At 38.2% G+C, this 14,536-nt stretch carries 19 protein-coding genes and 1 tRNA gene; 11 read left to right on the forward strand and 9 right to left on the reverse strand.

Annotated elements, in window-relative coordinates; all coding sequences use genetic code 11:
- The first annotated feature begins 62 nt into the window (after positions 1–62).
- From AAC388_RS01085 to AAC388_RS01095, 3 genes are all read left to right on the forward strand, one after another.
- The gene (locus AAC388_RS01085; RefSeq protein ID WP_167562919.1) at positions 63–806 is read left to right on the forward strand and encodes a hypothetical protein; all 744 of its coding nucleotides are present in this window, start codon (positions 63–65) and stop codon (positions 804–806) included.
- Between the two features lie 46 nt (positions 807–852).
- Positions 853–1,050: a hypothetical protein gene (locus AAC388_RS01090; protein ID WP_017481779.1), complete on the forward strand. Its 198-nt coding sequence runs from the start codon at positions 853–855 to the stop codon at positions 1,048–1,050.
- Positions 1,051–1,128: 78 nt separating this feature from the next.
- On the forward strand, positions 1,129–1,521 hold the full coding sequence (locus AAC388_RS01095; RefSeq protein WP_342371092.1) for a hypothetical protein: 393 nt from the start codon (positions 1,129–1,131) through the stop codon (positions 1,519–1,521).
- Between the two features lie 45 nt (positions 1,522–1,566).
- Here AAC388_RS01095 and AAC388_RS01100 read toward each other — a convergent pair whose 3' ends face one another.
- From AAC388_RS01100 to AAC388_RS01110, 3 genes are all read right to left on the reverse strand, one after another.
- A complete protein-coding gene (locus tag AAC388_RS01100) occupies positions 1,567–2,568 on the reverse strand; it encodes an aldo/keto reductase (protein ID WP_342371093.1) in 1,002 nt (333 codons plus the stop codon).
- Between the two features lie 111 nt (positions 2,569–2,679).
- Positions 2,680–3,582, reverse strand: a complete 903-nt coding sequence (locus AAC388_RS01105) for a helix-turn-helix transcriptional regulator (protein WP_342371094.1) — start codon at positions 3,580–3,582, stop codon at positions 2,680–2,682.
- Between the two features lie 123 nt (positions 3,583–3,705).
- Positions 3,706–4,509, reverse strand: a complete 804-nt coding sequence (locus AAC388_RS01110; RefSeq protein ID WP_342371095.1) for a GNAT family N-acetyltransferase — start codon at positions 4,507–4,509, stop codon at positions 3,706–3,708.
- Between the two features lie 700 nt (positions 4,510–5,209).
- Between AAC388_RS01110 and AAC388_RS01115 the strand changes: the two genes are divergently transcribed.
- Positions 5,210–5,758 (forward strand): TetR/AcrR family transcriptional regulator, encoded by a 549-nt coding sequence (locus tag AAC388_RS01115; protein WP_342371096.1) that lies wholly within the window; start codon positions 5,210–5,212, stop codon positions 5,756–5,758.
- A 71-nt stretch (positions 5,759–5,829) separates the two neighbouring features.
- On the opposite strand, the gene AAC388_RS01120 is transcribed toward AAC388_RS01115, so the two are convergent.
- The 3 genes from AAC388_RS01120 to AAC388_RS01130 form a co-directional block, all read right to left on the reverse strand.
- Positions 5,830–6,357 carry a hypothetical protein gene (locus AAC388_RS01120; RefSeq protein WP_206258592.1) on the reverse strand — a complete coding sequence of 176 codons (528 nt, stop codon included), beginning with the start codon at positions 6,355–6,357 and terminating at the stop codon, positions 5,830–5,832.
- A gap of 162 nt (positions 6,358–6,519) precedes the next feature.
- Positions 6,520–6,738: a DUF6500 family protein gene (locus AAC388_RS01125; protein ID WP_276124404.1), complete on the reverse strand. Its 219-nt coding sequence runs from the start codon at positions 6,736–6,738 to the stop codon at positions 6,520–6,522.
- A 27-nt stretch (positions 6,739–6,765) separates the two neighbouring features.
- A complete protein-coding gene (locus tag AAC388_RS01130) occupies positions 6,766–7,101 on the reverse strand; it encodes a helix-turn-helix domain-containing protein (protein WP_174725879.1) in 336 nt (111 codons plus the stop codon).
- Positions 7,102–7,217: 116 nt separating this feature from the next.
- On the opposite strand from AAC388_RS01130, the gene AAC388_RS01135 reads away from it, so the two are divergent.
- From AAC388_RS01135 to AAC388_RS01145, 3 genes are all read left to right on the forward strand, one after another.
- A complete protein-coding gene (locus AAC388_RS01135; protein ID WP_342371097.1) occupies positions 7,218–7,775 on the forward strand; it encodes an NAD(P)H-dependent oxidoreductase in 558 nt (185 codons plus the stop codon).
- 174 nt (positions 7,776–7,949) lie between these two features.
- Positions 7,950–8,906: an AbaSI family restriction endonuclease gene (locus AAC388_RS01140; RefSeq protein ID WP_342371098.1), complete on the forward strand. Its 957-nt coding sequence runs from the start codon at positions 7,950–7,952 to the stop codon at positions 8,904–8,906.
- Positions 8,900–9,358, forward strand: coding sequence for a hypothetical protein (locus AAC388_RS01145; RefSeq protein ID WP_342371099.1), 459 nt, complete (start codon positions 8,900–8,902; stop codon positions 9,356–9,358). Before AAC388_RS01140 ends, AAC388_RS01145 begins: the two co-directional genes overlap by 7 nt.
- Positions 9,359–9,427: 69 nt before the next feature.
- Here AAC388_RS01145 and AAC388_RS01150 read toward each other — a convergent pair.
- A tRNA-Ser gene (locus tag AAC388_RS01150) sits at positions 9,428–9,517 on the reverse strand.
- A gap of 118 nt (positions 9,518–9,635) precedes the next feature.
- Between AAC388_RS01150 and AAC388_RS01155 the strand changes: the two genes are divergently transcribed.
- Positions 9,636–11,513 (forward strand): potassium transporter Kup, encoded by a 1,878-nt coding sequence (locus AAC388_RS01155; protein ID WP_002117080.1) that lies wholly within the window; start codon positions 9,636–9,638, stop codon positions 11,511–11,513.
- Between the two features lie 56 nt (positions 11,514–11,569).
- Here the strand turns inward: AAC388_RS01155 and AAC388_RS01160 are convergent, their stop codons facing one another.
- Positions 11,570–12,013: a hypothetical protein gene (locus tag AAC388_RS01160; protein ID WP_005066985.1), complete on the reverse strand. Its 444-nt coding sequence runs from the start codon at positions 12,011–12,013 to the stop codon at positions 11,570–11,572.
- Between the two features lie 255 nt (positions 12,014–12,268).
- Here AAC388_RS01160 and AAC388_RS01165 point away from each other — a divergent pair, with 255 nt between their 5' ends.
- The 3 genes from AAC388_RS01165 to AAC388_RS01175 all read left to right on the forward strand — a co-directional run bounded on the left by AAC388_RS01165 (position 12,269) and on the right by AAC388_RS01175 (position 14,334).
- A complete protein-coding gene (locus AAC388_RS01165; protein ID WP_005804493.1) occupies positions 12,269–13,348 on the forward strand; it encodes a DNA/RNA non-specific endonuclease in 1,080 nt (359 codons plus the stop codon).
- Between the two features lie 98 nt (positions 13,349–13,446).
- Complete coding sequence (locus AAC388_RS01170) at positions 13,447–14,046, forward strand: LysE family translocator (RefSeq protein WP_342371550.1); 600 nt, start codon at positions 13,447–13,449, stop codon at positions 14,044–14,046.
- A gap of 45 nt (positions 14,047–14,091) precedes the next feature.
- Complete coding sequence (locus AAC388_RS01175) at positions 14,092–14,334, forward strand: hypothetical protein (protein ID WP_342371100.1); 243 nt, start codon at positions 14,092–14,094, stop codon at positions 14,332–14,334.
- Positions 14,335–14,344: 10 nt separating this feature from the next.
- Here AAC388_RS01175 and AAC388_RS01180 read toward each other — a convergent pair whose 3' ends face one another.
- Positions 14,345–14,509 (reverse strand): hypothetical protein, encoded by a 165-nt coding sequence (locus tag AAC388_RS01180; protein WP_206260548.1) that lies wholly within the window; start codon positions 14,507–14,509, stop codon positions 14,345–14,347.
- Between the last annotated feature and the right edge of the window lie 27 nt (positions 14,510–14,536).

Raw genomic sequence — 14,536 nt, forward strand, 5'->3', positions numbered from 1 at the left:
AATTGTGATTTAGAGCGCCAGCTCATATTATATAATTAGTTAATTATTAAAGAATTTTAAAAATGATTAAATCAATTATTACAGGCTGCGCGGTTCTTACACTTTCAGCTTTGGCGGTCACGCATGCAGAGTTTTCTTATGAACAAGAGCTACAACAAAGCTGTAATAAAGTGAAGCAATACGCGAGTTTAGGTAAGAAATTCTACGACCAAAAACAATATAAAAAAGCGCTCGAAAATTTCCAGAATCAAGCCTCTTGGACTGCATTTTGTAAAGCCAATGAAGATGAAAACACAGTTAAATTTACTGACCGTGATATTGAAGTTGCCAACAATAACGTGGGCTTAGCCTACGCAAAATTGGGTCAGCCACTTTGGGCAAGATCATGGTTTATGCTCGATGAAAAATCAAAATCGAGCCAGTTTAATCTTAAGCAGTTACCTCAACCTAAAGCATCAAATGATTTGTCAGGCGAATATGTGCGCTACTCAGGTTTTGGTGAGTGGGATCACATCACGGTAAGTCGTAAGCAGGGCCAATATGCAATCAGCTATGCCGGTTTATATATGGGACTTAGAAGCTTAATTTATGGCCCAAATATGGGTGAGTTTGACACTAAAATGCCGACTAATAAGAAGCAAACGGTTTATAAAAATGAAGACTGTCGTATTCAGCTCGATTTTAAATCTAACGCAAAATTAGGAAATTATATTCAAGTTAAACAAAGCGAAGGCGAGTCGGGCTGTGGCTTTGGACATAACGTTTATGCCGATGGAACGTATTTAAAAGTTGAGTCTGGAAAATAGTAAATTCCCTACTGTTCTTTTCTCAGATTTAAAAAAGGAAACTTACATGTTAAGTTCGGCAAATATCGGCCATGGCATTATGATGGGCTTTGTAATGCTCGCTAGTATCTTAATAATTATAATTGCAGTAATTGTTGGGCTATACGGTAAAAAACGTAAAAACAAGTCTGAGACACAGAATATAGCCTTTATCATTCTTTTATGTATTGGTATAGCTGGTTTGCTTTATTCATATATAGGATAGCTGTATAGCCCATACTGCAATAAATTAAAAAATATGAGTAGCGAAAAATCATAAGATTAATTTTTTAGGAACTAAATAATGAAAAATATATTTGTGCCTCTACTACTTCTTTCAACGGTTATTTTTTCTGCTCACATTTATGCAGAGCCAACTAGCACATGCAAAGAAGTGAAATTCCAAAAAGCTGACGAGGCTTGGAGTGGGCACTATTATTTAAATGGCGTGATGGAAGTTGGTTCGGAACTTTTACTTCAACCAAACGGCAAGTTTCAATGGATGCTCGCTGTTGGTGCTTTAGATCAATATGCTGAAGGCACATGGTGGAAAAACGGTGACTGTATTGGCTTAAAACCCGAAGCCAAATTTAAAAAGGATTTAAGTATTTTCCCTGAGAGCTTAACGATTTCGGATAAATCCTTAGATGCGATCTGGGAAGGTGGACGCCAGCAAGGCACATATAGCAAAGACTAAACTAAAAAGTCCGACACTAAGTCGGACTTTTTTATGGCTTATATTTTAATGATTGACCGCAGCAAGTTGCTGAGCGTTATAGCGTGCGCCCATGTTTGGATATCTCGCGATAATCGCTTCAATTTCCGCCAAGTCTGCCGCTGTTAAATGAAGGTCTACAGCACCGGCATTTTCCACAAGTCGCTCAATTTTACGCGTACCCGGAATTGGCATAATGTCATCACCTTGCGCCAAAATCCAAGCCAAAGCCAGTTGAGCCGCTGTCGCGTTTTTGCTTTGGGCAAATTCGCTAAATGCCTGCGCTAAACTTTGGTTATTTTTCCAGTTATCGCCTTGATAGCGTGGCAACTGACGACGGAAATCGTTTTCGTCTAGGCTACCCACATCAAGCGTATTGGTGATTAAACCACGTGACAGCGGTGAATACGGCACAAGGCTAATGCCTAACTCGCGAATGGTTTGCAAATGGGTTTGCTCAAACTCACGGGTAAGCAACGAATATTCATGTTGAACCGCTGCAATCGGATGAATCGCATGCGCTTTACGAATGGTTTCAGCCGATGCTTCACTGAGTCCTAAATAACGAACTTTACCTTGTTTGACCAAGTCCGCCATTGCACCAATCGTGTCTTCAACTGGAACATTCGGGTCAATGCGGTGCGCATAATACAAATCAATCACGTCTGTATTTAAGCGTCTTAAACTGTTTTCGACCGCAACTTTAATCCACTCTGGAGAACCGTCGATATAAGACTCTAAAGAGTTTTGGGGGTTGAGGTTATCTTCTTTATAGCGGAAGCCAAATTTGGTCGCCAAGAACACTTTGCCGCGATGTTTTTCTAAAACTTTTGAGAGCAAAACTTCGTTTGCGCCGTTGCCGTACATGTCGGCGGTGTCCCAAAAGTTAATGCCGAGGTCTAATGCCTTTTCTAAAGTTGCAATGCTTTGTGTGTCGTCTGAGGCACCATAGGCAAAGCTCATTCCCATGCAACCTAAACCAAGTGCTGATACTTTTTCGCCTGTTTGTCCTAAAGCTCTATATTTCATTTTTCACACTCTTTTTGCAAAATCACTTGAGTAGAAAAACTATAAAATGCTTTGGCTCAAACTGACGTATAACATTCAAACCAATAATTATAAAATTCAAACAATCTGTTTTTAGGCCACACAGTCTTCGCGGAATTTTTTAGGTGAAAATCCGGTATTTTTCTTAAAGAAGTTGGTGAAATATGCTGAATATTCAAAGCCTAAACTATAAGCAATTTCGGAAATATTCCAACTGGTGTGCTGTAGCAGCGCTTTGGCTTCTTGCGTAATACGCGAGCTAATATGCTCAGACGTGGTTTTACCTGTGGCTTCTTTTACAGCTCGGTTTAAATGGTTCACATGCACAGACAAGCCATAGGCAAAGTCATTCGCAGTTTTGAGTTTCAGCTGAAAATGGGGCGAGTCGATGGGGAACTGACGCTCTAACAACTCAAAGAATAAATGGCAAATGCGCACCGCAGCATTGCTATGTTTTTCAAACTGTTGGGTCGGTTGCATTTTCATGGCTTCATGCACAAGTAGGTGCAAATAGTTTCTTAAAACGTTGTATTTATGAATATAGTCTGAATTTATTTCAGTCATCATCTTTTTGAAAATAAATGAAATTTCTTCAACTTGTTGGTCATTTAAAAAATACAGCGGGTCGCCGTCGACTTTAAACAGCGGTGAGTCTTTTAAAAAGCTTTGTCGCGACTCTTGGTTTACAAACTCTTCGGTAAATAGACAAAACCAGCCTGCCTGTTCAGGCGAATTAATTTCCCATGCATAGGGCACCATCGGGTTTGAAAACAGTAAAGCAGGGCGGTCGACTCGTATCCAGCGGTTAGCGTAGTGAAGTTCGCCTGTGCCTAAAACCAGTGAAATTTTATAATAATCACGGCGGCTATAAGGCGTGAGAAACGAGCAGGCATCGCGTTGGAACACGTTAAAATGTCCAAACGACGTCGATGGAACCGAGTAATCGCTATCTCTGGTTAAAGAAAAGCGGCGATAAAAATCATGTATGGTTTCCATGTCTTTGCCTGCATGCGTTATCAATTTATTTAAAGTTATAAAATTCAAACTTTATTTACTGTAGCTTTTATTTATAGCGTGATCAATCAGTACATTTAAGCAGTTTTGAAAATGAATAATTTTTTATAAATACTCTGGGTAAGCAATGTAAGAAGACTCTACACATTCGAAGCCCATTTGGCGGTAAAGCGTAACCGCTGGGGTGTTATCAACGTCAACAATTAAGTGGGCAATCCGTCCATTTGCAACAATCCGATTAACTGCAAATTTTAAGATGCGTTCGGCAAAACCTTTTCGGCGATAAGTAGGGAAAGTATATGTGCCGCCAATAGAAACCAGACGATCAGTTTCTATGCCTAAACGCACAATTGAAACGATTTGTTCGTCTAATTCAAGCACAATAATTTTTTCTTGTTGAATTAGAGATGCCCAATCAGGTGTTTCATTTACGGATCGCTCTTTATTGTATAGATGTTGATATTCATTAAGACGGGCAATATCCGAAAGTTCAGCCAAGCGCCCTTGAGCTTCAGAAAATTGGTGTGAGCAAATCATGATCCATTGATCATACTCTCGTAAAATACGTCCTTTTTGTTTTATCTCGACATGTAATAAGTCTCGCCCGATGGCGGTGGTTACAATCCGACGCGGCTGAAGCTCTAAAATTGATGTACAGAGTAATGCCCCAGATGAAGAGGTCTCTGACGGAACCCAGAAACAGGTGCCACCAGCAACGATGACCGCGACTCCTAGCAGTTGCTCGGCGTTTTGTGAGTTATACAACCGCAAGAGTTGCCACTCTGCATTGGTAGCTTGTGTTTGAGCAAGAAAGGCCATCGCCCCAATAGAATAATTGGACCGTTCATCAAGCCATTGAAAGATAAGTTGGTATTCTTCTGAACTGGTGGGAGGTCCCTTTATTATCATTATTAATTACCTATTCAAATCATGAACTCAATCATAATTCACTATCCTATATTTTTATTATCATGACATCGTTAAATTTAAGTTGAAGGTCTTTTTAGCTTAAATATCTAATTGAATAAACAACAATAATTATTTAACCAATTTCTATTCAACCTTACATTGACACTCAAAAACTCGCGGATTATCCTTTGCCTGCTGGCCACATTGCCAGCCGGTTTTAGCAGACCGCGGTACAGTGCATCAGATTTAATCCTTCTGAGGATGGAATCTGCTTGTATTCCACTCGTCTCCCTGACGTTACGTTATGGTAGGGCGGAGGGGGGACACCTTCGGGTGTGCTGGTTCTGTACCCAGTCTGCTAACCCCCCTTCGTTCTGCCACCATCTTTTAGCAGAGATTGGCAGAATTCTTATTTGTACAGGAATCCGTCATATGCGTACTATTTTATCTATCTCATTGGCAACCTTTGCCAAAGTCTTTACGTCCATACCCAACTGGTCTTTAAAACGGTTTAATCGACTCTAGGTTTTAAGCCATAGGTCATTACGACTAAAAAATCATAGCAACAATAAAACCTGAGATAGGCGAGCACACCATTTTTGTGCGGCTTTTGCATGCCTGTATTTAACGCTCAATTTAAGAGCGACGGCATTTCTATCTCTTTTACATACAACAAAAAATTATTTTAAACGGTATAAAAATGCCAAATTTAGAAGCATCATTTAGAGCATTACGCGTGCTTCACGCGGCAAAAGATTTATTTAATCAACATGGGTTTTACATCGGGATCGATCGAATTATTGAGGAAGCCAAAATCCCCAAAGCCACTTTTTATAACTATTTTCACTCCAAAGAAAGGCTCATTCAGATGAGCTTAACTTTTCAAATAGATGCATTGAAACATGAGGTGTTTTCAATTATTCATTCGTACCGCGAACTCATGGCATTCGATAAACTAAAGAAAATTTACCTCTTACATGCGAACTTAGATGGCTTTTATAGGTTGCCATTTAAAGCCATTTTTGAAATTGAAAAGATCTATCCAACAGCTTATAAACTCGTGATTGACTATCGGAACTGGTTCATTAAAGAAATTCATAAATTTCTTTTAACTGTAAAAGCGACTGCTACAGTTGAAGATGCACACATGTTTTTATTTGTGATTGATGGAGCCATGGTTCAGCTTTCGGGAACCAATAACACCGATGAAAGAGATGCTTTGCTTGAGTATTTTTTAAATCGAGTTTGATGGGGGAAAGGCCCGACGGGAGTTGGGCCTCCTTTTAGTAAAAGATTCATCTTAAAATTGAAACTAAATGATTATTGAAGGGAAAGCTTATCCATTGTTCTACATGGACGTATTAAGAAATCAGTCATCCCTTTATTCTTTAAGATTTCTTGACGAGTATATGGATATATTTTTACGTTAAACCCTATATCTTTACCTTTTAGAGGACATAGGACATAAATTTTATTCGGCTCAGTATTAAACTGAGGTAATTTAAAGGTTATCTCTTCTACTCTAAGGAGATTCATATTTGGTACATAACCTTTAATAATTAATATAGAAGTAGTGATATTTTGTTCTCCTGGTAATACTTGAAGCATATATTTACTACCGAAGGTTGGTACTCTTTCAACTACTTTTATATTGTTTATTTCAGTAATCTCGGTTTGTCCTACTTTTTTATATGTTTGTGCTGTTTCCATCCAATCTATATAAATTAGTGAAAAATCAGATTCATTTTTATTTTCATTTCCTGAATACATCTTAGTTGGTCTAAACTGAGGCTTAAAACCACACCCACAAAGTAAAACTATTAAAAATATACAGGTTGAAAATTTCATATTTATTAATATCATAAAGTTAATATTTTATAGTTTATCAGAGATAATTGAATTATTTTATATTTAAGTTATTAATTCAGATATTCTATTTTTATCGAAACTAAGATGATTTATAAGAAATCAAAGACTATCCTCTTTCTGGATAGTCTTTTCCTCTAACTTTTATTGTTCACTCAAAACCAATTCTTTAATCTTAACCGCCTTCTCAAAGTGATCTAGCTTATGCTCCATAATCCACCAATGCGCTGCTTCCATTAGTAGCTCAGGGTTATCATTCTTATTTTTAAAAAAAGCGTAAAAAGACAGACCGACATTGTCTCCTTTCTTTTCAATTTTATCGTCGCATCCCTTAATAAAAATTTCTTTTAATTCATTTCTCATATTGAGTATCACTTCAACTCTATAAAACTAAGAATTCATATTCCGCTCGCCCCATTGGCACATCATATCTAACAACGGAATTAAAGACTGTCCTCTTTCTGAAAGTCGATACTCAACTTTTGGCGGAATTTGAGGATATTCCTTGCGAGTAATCAGCCCATCTCTTTCCAATTCTTTAAGAGTATTACTGAGTGTTCTAAACGAAATATTACCAATGCAGCGTTGCATCTCGTTAAAACGCATGACATTTTTTTCATACAGCCAATACATAATAATCATTTTATATTTGCCATTAATTAAAGAAAGGGTGTAGCCGAAACCTGTCTCTTCTAATGGCGTATGTGATGGAACGCATTCAGTCATTTTTAAAATCTATACTATCTTTTAGTATAGTATATAACATAAATTACCGTACTTATATTTAGGAAAGCACACTTCTATAATCGATTTATCTACTTTCCGATAAGAGTGTTTTCATAATGAAAAAGACATTAGTCATTGTTACTCACCCTCACATAGACCAGTCTGTTGTAAATAAAAGATGGGTAGAGGAATTAGAAAAACACCCAGACCAATTTACGGTTCATCAAATTTATCAAGCCTATCCAGATGGCGTAATTGATGTTGCCAAAGAGCAAGCATTGGTAGAAGAACACGAAAATTTAGTTTTTCAATTTCCAGTGTATTGGTTTAACTGCCCACCGCTTCTGAAACAATGGCTTGATGAGGTTTTGACCTATGGTTGGGCGTACGGTTCAACAGGTGACAAGCTTAAAAATAAGAAGTTTATGTTGGCTGTGTCTGCTGGTGTAAAAGAAAAAGTTTATTCAGAGTATGGTGAATACAAGCTTTCTTTAGAGCAGATTTTTACTCCATTTAAGCTAACAGCTTTATATATTGGAGCGGACTATCAACCACTTCATGCATTTTATGGTTTAGACACAAACCCTTCAGAAGATGATGATATTCCGACGCACCAAGATATAGAAAATAATGCGGTTCAGTATGTTCAGAAGTTATTCGCGTTGTCTAAGTAAGTTTTAAGAGGAGGAGGCCTAAAAGTGAGGATTTGGGCCTTTCCTTACAAATAGATAGTTTTAATGTAAGGTATCATTATGATTTAAATAATAATTATTTTTTCAATTAAGCGACAAGAAAAATTTAGAGGAGTAAAATTACAGCTTCACTTATAGATTATTAAAAATTCAATTATGTTTAGTTCAGATTTAACAGATTACGTCATTCGGCAATTAGGGCGGACTAAAAATAAACGTTATGAAGCATATGTAGTTAGTCGAATTATTCATTTACTCAACGACTTTACTTTAAAATTTGTCACTCAACAGTTTGTTAGATTATCAAATAAGAAAATTGCTTTAACTGATTTATATTTTCCTCAACTTGGTATTCATGTCGAAGTTGATGAGGGGCATCACTTTTTAAAAAATAATAAAATGGAGTATTCACTCAACCAAATAGATGAGCCTCTTTATAGTATCTCTCAAACAGAAAGTGACGCTATGAGAGAAGAAGATATTATTAGTATTACTGGACATAAAATTTTTAGGGTAAATGTTTTTAAAAATCAGGAAGGTCAACCTCAAAATTTAGAGAGCATCCATCAACAAATTGATAAAATTATAGAAGAAATAAAGACTGCAAAGAATAAGCTAATAGAGGCTTCTACTTTTAAAGAATGGAATATAGAAACAGAATATAACCCTCAAACTTATATTAATTTAGGACGCATCAGCCTAGCTGACAATGTAGTATTAAAAACAACAAAAGATGTCTGTAATTGCTTTGGTTATAACTATAAAAATTATCAGAGAGGTGGAGCACTTCATCCATATAAAAAAGATACCTTAATTTGGTTTCCTAGACTTTATGAAAATAAGGATTGGATTAATACTATATCGCCTGATGGCTTAACGATTACTGAAAAGTCGACAGATGAAACTATTACACTTAAAAAATTAGAAGAGTGGAAAAATGGTCCACAGAAAAGAATTGTCTTTGCAAGAGTTAAAGATAATTTGAGTAGTCGGGCTATGTACCGTTTTATGGGCTTATATGAATTTCAAAAAGCGGATTTAAAAGATGGAGCGGTATGGAAACGGGTGGAATGTGAAGTCCAAACGTATTCTCCCAAGGAAACCAAATGCTAAAGCCTAGAATCTTTATAACTATCGGATTACTTCTTGCTGGATTATGTTTATTTGCAGTCCTTGAGGCATACGAGAAAAAGACTAATGTTGAAAAAGAACAGGCAAGTCGAGTTGCTATTTCCTTTTTTAATTCACTTTCTAATGAAGACTCAGCTACAGCATACAAATATGTTTGGTCAGGCGAGAACTTAAATATTCGAAATGCTGAAATATCCCAAATTTATAAAGACTCAAAAGTTTTAGAAGTGCTAAAAGTTCGTTACGACTCGGCAAAAAATAGACCTGATTACTATCAACAATTTTATAAAATGATTTCACTTACCATAAAGATAAAAACAGTACATGCAGATCTTGCTGGTAACCCTGCGGGAACCTATATCGTGTTTGTAACTGTTGTAAAAAAAGATCCAAAATCTAATTGGCTCGTTACTGAGTTAGGTAGTGGGGCTTAATTGGGATAATAAAACAATTAGCCAATAAAAAAGACCTAAATCAAAACGATTTAGGTCTTTTTTGAATTCTGGCGGTGAGAGAGGGATTCGAACCCTCGATACGCGCAAACGTATACACACTTTCCAGGCGTGCTCCTTAAGCCACTCGGACACCTCACCAAGGCGTGCGATAGTAACTAAAAAAACGAGTCCTGCCAAGATTTAAGACGAGCATTACAGAAAAAAAATAATAGAGGTGATAAGATTGCGCTAAAAATCATATTGGTTTAATTACACAATGCAAAATACGGCCAAAAAAGCGACCTTGCCTGCCACGGCTTTGGCAGCTCTTGGAGTGGTCTTTGGAGACATCGGAACAAGTCCGCTCTATGCCTTGAAAGAGTCCTTCCATGCAGCGCATGGGTTGGGAATTCAGCCTGAAAACGTATTAGGAATTTTATCTATTATTTTTTGGTGCTTAATGCTGATCATCAGCATCAAGTATGTCGCGATTGTCATGCGTGCAGACAACAACGGCGAAGGCGGGATCATGGCCTTACTCGCATTGAACTTACGTAAAGCCAAAATTGCCGACAACAAAAAAATCTACATGATTGCCATTGGTTTTATCGGTGCATCGCTGTTTTTTGGTGATGGTATTATTACCCCAGCCATTTCGGTATTGTCGGCTGTCGAAGGCCTGTCTATTGCCACCGATGTGTTTGACCCGTTCATCATGCCGATTGCGATTACCATTATCATTTCTTTGTTTTTAGTACAAAAACACGGTACGGCCTTTGTCGGTAAGTTTTTTGGCCCAATCACGATGGTATGGTTCTTATCTTTAGGATTATTAGGTCTTCATAGCGTCATTCAGACCCCTGTGGTGTTAGGCATGTTTAGTCCGCACTGGGCCATTCAGTTTATCTATCACCACCCAATCATGACATTCTTTGTGATGGGTGCTGTAGTGTTAACGGTAACTGGTGGTGAAGCACTTTATGCCGATATGGGACATTTCGGACCAGTGCCAATTCGTATGGCATGGTTCTTTGTAGTGTTGCCGTGTTTGGTTTTAAACTACGCAGGACAGGGCGCATTATTGCTTAGAGACCCAGCGGCAATTGAAAACCCGTTCTATTTATTGGTTCCGCAATGGGCACTTTACCCAATGATTATTATGGCGACCATGGCAACGGTAATTGCCTCTCAAGCTGTAATTTCTGGGGTGTTTTCTCTTGCACGCCAAGCGATTCAATTGGGTTATTTACCACGTTTAAGTATTAAACATACTTCTGAGTCTGAAGAAGGCCAGATTTATATTCCTTTCTTAAACTGGTTACTTTTAATCGCAATTATTATCCTAATCTTGATCTTCAAAAGCAGTTCAAACTTGGCAAGTGCGTATGGCTTAGCTGTGACCTTGACCATGCTCTGTGACACGATTTTGGTTGCGGTATTTATTTACTCGGCTTGGAAGTGGAGCTTGCCAAAAGTGCTTCTTCTGATTATTCCATTCTTTGTTTTAGAGTCGGTATTAGTCGGTGCCACTTCACTTAAAATCTTGTCAGGTGGTTGGGTGCCATTACTCATTGGTGCGATTGCCGTGACCATTTTAATGACATGGAAACGTGGTCGTGAGCTTACTTTTGCTAAGCTTGAACATGACACTTTGGCTCTAGATCTGTTTGTGAAAAGTATTGGTAATAGCGTGCACTGGGTGCCGGGTGATGCAGTCTTTATGACAGGTACACCGAACGTTGTGCCACATGCCATGCTGCATAACATTAAGCACAACAAAGTGCTGCATCAGCGTAATATCTTGGTGACGGTAGTGATTGAAGATGTACCGTTCGTTGCGCCAGAAGAACGTATTACGACAGAAACTTTAGCTGAACATTTCTTCCGTATTAAAATCTTCTACGGTTTTAAAGATGAAATGAATGTACCAAAAGCATTGATGCAAGCCTATGAACAGCTCGGTCTTGAATATGACTTGATGCACATCAGCTTCTTCATTTCCCGTGATCGTATTGTTCATTCGGTGGGCGATGGTATGTCTCCATGGAGAGAAAAACTGTTTATCTCTATGCAGCGTAATACCAGTCCGGTGAGTGACTTCTACCAGATTCCAACCAACCGTGTGGTTGAGTTAGGTAGTCAAATCGAAATATAAAAATTGATGTAATAAAAAAACCAAGACATAAGTCTTGGTTTTTTTTATGGCTCTGATTATTGAGCTTGTTGCATAGGTGCATCTGCTGGTAAAGCACCGTCTTTTGCCATCGGGTCTGCCGACTGACTTGGATCTGCCGGAGGCGGTGGAGTGTTCGGATCTTGTGGCGCTGGAGGCGCTTGGTTCGGTGCAGGTGGTACTGCATCAGTTGGTGCTGCTGGTGGCGCCATTTCACCACCTGCTGGAGGTGCTGGTGGAACGTCTGCCGGAATAGGAGCACCTGTAGGCGCTGCATTTGTTGGTGCAGCAGAAACTTGCTGTACTTGTCCGCTATTGACTAAATCGCTAATAGAGCCTGGTTGGCCATTTACGGTTGTGGTTACTTTTACTTTAGACAAACTTTCTAAAGTATCTCCTGGCTGGACTGCTGGCTCAGCCAAAGCGGCCATACTACATAATCCCGTGATTACGCCAATACCAATAATCTTTGAATGGATCATTAAGTGGACTCCGATTATATTTTTATCCAAATTTGTGGAGCTAACCATGTCATAAGCAATCAGTGTTTTTCAACGAAAGATACGCAATTGGCGCAATTCAATAGCCAAAGGCTCTCATAATTCCAACAGATTGTTACGTAATAGGTAGTGGAGTTACAAAAAAGATGACCATGTTTTAACCATTTGAAAGATAAGAGATATACTTAAAAAAGCAGGATTGTTAAGCTGCGTGTGGACAGTGGTATTGATAGAAACATGGCAAGTAAAAAACGTAGTAAAGGTACAAACTCATTCTCTATAAGTCAGCATTTTGGCAAGATTATTCTTGCTTGTATTGCGGCTGGAAGTTTTGCGATTGCTTTTGGTAGTGAAAAGATTTCGCAGTGGTTTTCGCCTTTAACGACTAACTCGACTTGTCTTAATCAGTTCTATCGTGAAGTTCCACCTGCTTTAAATAAAGAAAGCTTAAAAAAAGATAGCTATCCGCTATGCTTTAATGGCTTTAACGTTTTGTATTCAGGCATTTCTAAAACGCCGTTGTGGTCGGCTGAGCATTTAAATGCAGAACGTTTGAGTACCAAAATTAAGCGTGAAGATAATTTTCATGAAGAAACCCGTGTTGCTCAAAGACATCGGGCACTGTTAAGTGACTATCGCGGTTCAGGCTATGACCGTGGGCATATGGCGCCAAATGGTGATATGCCAAATAAAGAATCCCAATCTGATAGTTTCTCGCTCAGTAACATGGTGCCGCAAGCGCCTAAAAATAACCAAGAAGTCTGGCGTAAGCTCGAAGAAGCGACCCGTGCTATTGCCACTAAACAAAAACAAGATGTTTATGTGGTGACCGGTCCTGTTTTTGAAGGCAAACGTCTTAAGACGATTGGGCAGGGTGTCATTGTTCCAACCGCAGTTTATAAAGCGGTGTATATGCCAAAAACTGGCGCAATCGGTGCTTATTACGCACCTAACAATAACTCTCTACAAGTGAAGGTTGTGAGTGTTTGCTACCTTGAGGAGCGTTTAGGCGTCAACCTGTTTCCGCAGTTAACCGAGCAACAAAAGCGTAATGTCTATCGTCTACCTTTAACAGCGAGCCAAGTTAAGCCAAATCAAAAGCTAGACTATTTACACTGGGATGGTGAAAGTCAGTGTGAGCAAGACTTAAACGCTGACCAAATTCAAGCGCTACAAGACCAATTCAAAAAGCAAAAAACTGGTTCTTCGGAGCCAATGGAAGCAAAAGTTCCAACAATTGACGAAGAAACGAGAAAGGCGATTGTGAAACAATTGGTAGAAGCCTTAGTGAACTATTTCTTGCAAATAATGAAATAAGCAGCTTTTTTTGATTGTTATTGCAACACTGTAATTGATTAAAATAGAATCCATAGACAGATCTGTCTATGGATTCTATTTTAATAAGGACAATAACAATGTTTGCCTCGATGTTTCTTTTTTCGTTTGCAATGTCTATAACCCCAGGGCCAGTAAATACTGTCATTTTATCGACCAGTTTAAATCACGGTTTAAAAAGATCGCTTCCCTATATCTCCGGTGCCACAATTGGTTTTACCTTGCTTTTAATTTTTATGGCATTTGGTCTTCAGAGTTTATTAATTCAGTTTCCTGTTGTACTAAAAGTTCTCGCAGTTTGTGGAACGCTATTTGTTTGTTATATCGGGATTAAAATTATTCTTTCTGCTGCAAATATTTCTATTTCCAGTGTTCCTGTAGAGCAAATGATTATTCCTAATTTTAAAGATGGGTTCTTATTACAGTGGCTGAATCCCAAAGCGTGGTTGGCTTGTGTGTCAGGCATTACCATGTTTACTAGCATTGAAAACCCGCAGTCGTTGCCGATCTTTATCGTTATTTATTTTTTCACTTGCTACGCGTGTTTGTTCTTTTGGGGGTTCTGTGGTGATAAATTTTCAGTGGTGCTCAATCAGGGCAACCGTTTGAAATATTTTAATATCTTGATGGGCGCTTTTTTAATTTTATCGGCTCTTTTAATTTTGATCGATTTTTTTTAAATTGATCGTATTACACTGTGAAGATATAACAACGAGATAAGACCTATGTTTAAACCATTTGAAAAGGGTACAGAGTCTTCATCAATTGAAGATTTAACATTAGAAAATGATGTCGATTGCATCAGTATTTACGGCAATTTGCAAATTACCAAAGACAAAGTCGGGTTAGAACAAGCAAAAGCCTTACAGAGCTTTTTAAACGAAGTGGTTGCGGCTTTGGAAAAAGAAGAATTGCCTGAGAAAATTGAATGTCCAGCTGAACAAGAAATTAATAATCCGTTTTTATAATTTATGCATGTTATGCGTAATATTTAATATGGTCATGTTGTAATACAGTCTTTAATACCACGTTAGATTTTATTGAATGTGTATAGACATTTTTTACTTTTGAAAGCCCAAAAGTAAACAAAAGGCTTTGTTGATCAAAGGGTACATCCATGTACCCCTGCTCAACAGGTGACATCCATGTCACCTTCCGCGATAGTAGATT

This window comes from Acinetobacter sp. D009, from assembly GCF_038562025.1.
Classification (GTDB): Bacteria; Pseudomonadota; Gammaproteobacteria; order Pseudomonadales; family Moraxellaceae; genus Acinetobacter; species Acinetobacter pittii.

Coding starts and splice junctions, on each gene's coding strand:
- AAC388_RS01180 (WP_206260548.1), bottom strand. CDS start 14,509: ATGTCACCTGTTGAGCAGGGGTACATGGATGTACCCTTTGATCAACAA.
- AAC388_RS01140 (WP_342371098.1), top strand. CDS start 7,950: ATGTTTAGTTCAGATTTAACAGATTACGTCATTCGGCAATTAGGGCGG.
- AAC388_RS01175 (WP_342371100.1), top strand. CDS start 14,092: ATGTTTAAACCATTTGAAAAGGGTACAGAGTCTTCATCAATTGAAGAT.
- AAC388_RS01135 (WP_342371097.1), top strand. CDS start 7,218: ATGAAAAAGACATTAGTCATTGTTACTCACCCTCACATAGACCAGTCT.
- AAC388_RS01095 (WP_342371092.1), top strand. CDS start 1,129: ATGAAAAATATATTTGTGCCTCTACTACTTCTTTCAACGGTTATTTTT.
- AAC388_RS01170 (WP_342371550.1), top strand. CDS start 13,447: ATGTTTGCCTCGATGTTTCTTTTTTCGTTTGCAATGTCTATAACCCCA.
- AAC388_RS01105 (WP_342371094.1), bottom strand. CDS start 3,582: ATGGAAACCATACATGATTTTTATCGCCGCTTTTCTTTAACCAGAGAT.
- AAC388_RS01125 (WP_276124404.1), bottom strand. CDS start 6,738: ATGAGAAATGAATTAAAAGAAATTTTTATTAAGGGATGCGACGATAAA.
- AAC388_RS01130 (WP_174725879.1), bottom strand. CDS start 7,101: ATGACTGAATGCGTTCCATCACATACGCCATTAGAAGAGACAGGTTTC.
- AAC388_RS01090 (WP_017481779.1), top strand. CDS start 853: ATGTTAAGTTCGGCAAATATCGGCCATGGCATTATGATGGGCTTTGTA.
- AAC388_RS01160 (WP_005066985.1), bottom strand. CDS start 12,013: ATGATCCATTCAAAGATTATTGGTATTGGCGTAATCACGGGATTATGT.
- AAC388_RS01145 (WP_342371099.1), top strand. CDS start 8,900: ATGCTAAAGCCTAGAATCTTTATAACTATCGGATTACTTCTTGCTGGA.
- AAC388_RS01110 (WP_342371095.1), bottom strand. CDS start 4,509: ATGATAATAAAGGGACCTCCCACCAGTTCAGAAGAATACCAACTTATC.
- AAC388_RS01120 (WP_206258592.1), bottom strand. CDS start 6,357: ATGAAATTTTCAACCTGTATATTTTTAATAGTTTTACTTTGTGGGTGT.
- AAC388_RS01100 (WP_342371093.1), bottom strand. CDS start 2,568: ATGAAATATAGAGCTTTAGGACAAACAGGCGAAAAAGTATCAGCACTT.
- AAC388_RS01115 (WP_342371096.1), top strand. CDS start 5,210: ATGCCAAATTTAGAAGCATCATTTAGAGCATTACGCGTGCTTCACGCG.
- AAC388_RS01085 (WP_167562919.1), top strand. CDS start 63: ATGATTAAATCAATTATTACAGGCTGCGCGGTTCTTACACTTTCAGCT.
- AAC388_RS01155 (WP_002117080.1), top strand. CDS start 9,636: ATGCAAAATACGGCCAAAAAAGCGACCTTGCCTGCCACGGCTTTGGCA.
- AAC388_RS01165 (WP_005804493.1), top strand. CDS start 12,269: ATGGCAAGTAAAAAACGTAGTAAAGGTACAAACTCATTCTCTATAAGT.